The sequence below is a fragment of the Citrobacter sp. wls826 genome (assembly GCF_005281245.1).
Taxonomy (GTDB): Bacteria; Pseudomonadota; Gammaproteobacteria; order Enterobacterales; family Enterobacteriaceae; genus Citrobacter; species Citrobacter braakii.
In genome coordinates, this window is record NZ_SZWS01000040.1 from 1 (window position 1) to 1,093 (window position 1,093).

The following is a 1,093-nucleotide window of genomic DNA, read 5'->3' on the forward strand; positions in this document are numbered from 1 at the left end:
CAGTTTGGAGATCGGAAAATTTAGTACGTTAAGCGCATTATTTAACCAGTCGAGATGCGTGATGGATTGATTTTGCGTCAGCGGCTATCGCTTTTAAGTTGCCGCTCTTGCGGTATCGCATTCTAGGTTATCCTTTTCAAAAAACAGGCGTGCCGTACAATAATTCTCTATATCCAAACTGATCCCTGAAAGAGGTGGCTAAAAATGGCAATGTGCGATGTAAAATGGCTGGCTAATTTTTGGCTATTTAAAATGCCCGCTTAACGGTGTTTACTGGTTACGTTGAATCTTAAAGATTTTCCGGCACCTGCTCTTGATGCCTTTGGTATCGAAGCGTTGCATCCTGACGATTTTGTTATGGGTTTATTTGATTTAAACAGAGCACTTGTGCTTTTGGTCGTAACTACGCAGCGCAGTAGTTTACGGAAACCGCCCGTGTCGGTTGATGAATATTTTGAAGCGCTGCTAAGGCAAGGTATGGCGCAAACTTTAAAAGAATTAAGCAAATATCGCATGCTGATTTAGCGCGATAAGTAGCCGATAAAGCTACTGTCTATGGCGCCAGCTCGAAAAATCCGGGTCAAAATATTGGCCGCGCTCATTCAGACGGCCATAACTGACAAGGTACTCCAGGGCATCGCCTAAGCTGGTTGGACGGTCGAACTCAAACCAGAAACAATCCCAATCAATATGTGCGACCTAACCAATAATCACCCCCGCATTCCTTTGGACGCTGGAAGATAACTCATCCTCCTGGCTGACTGCATTGTCCCGCAGGCGCATGATGGTTTGTCGTGAAGTTCCAGACTGGTCGCGCTCCGGCTCCGTTCTCTGCCGGTCCCCGCCTGCCGCCTGGTTATACCCCTGCGAGTCATCAGATTTTCATCAGGATTTCACCTTCCGGTACACACAATAATAATGGTTTCAGGCCCGGCATCGGTGTCAGCTGGAATGTGCGATGGCCCGTAATATTATTGAGTTGCTGGCACCCCGGTATCCGCAGATACGTTTTCCCACGCCGGAGGATGTGCGCACGAAGCCCAGGTCAACAGGGTTATAAGCGAACTTCACGCCTCCCTGGCCGGGGAGTGAA

1 protein-coding gene is annotated in these 1,093 nt (G+C 48.3%); it reads left to right on the forward strand.

Going from position 1 to position 1,093, the window contains the following annotated elements; translation table 11 throughout:
• Positions 1-282: 282 nt before the first annotated feature.
• The gene (locus FDW87_RS08980; protein WP_137379670.1) at positions 283-525 is read left to right on the forward strand and encodes a hypothetical protein; all 243 of its coding nucleotides are present in this window, start codon (positions 283-285) and stop codon (positions 523-525) included.
• Positions 526-1,093: the final 568 nt, after the last annotated feature.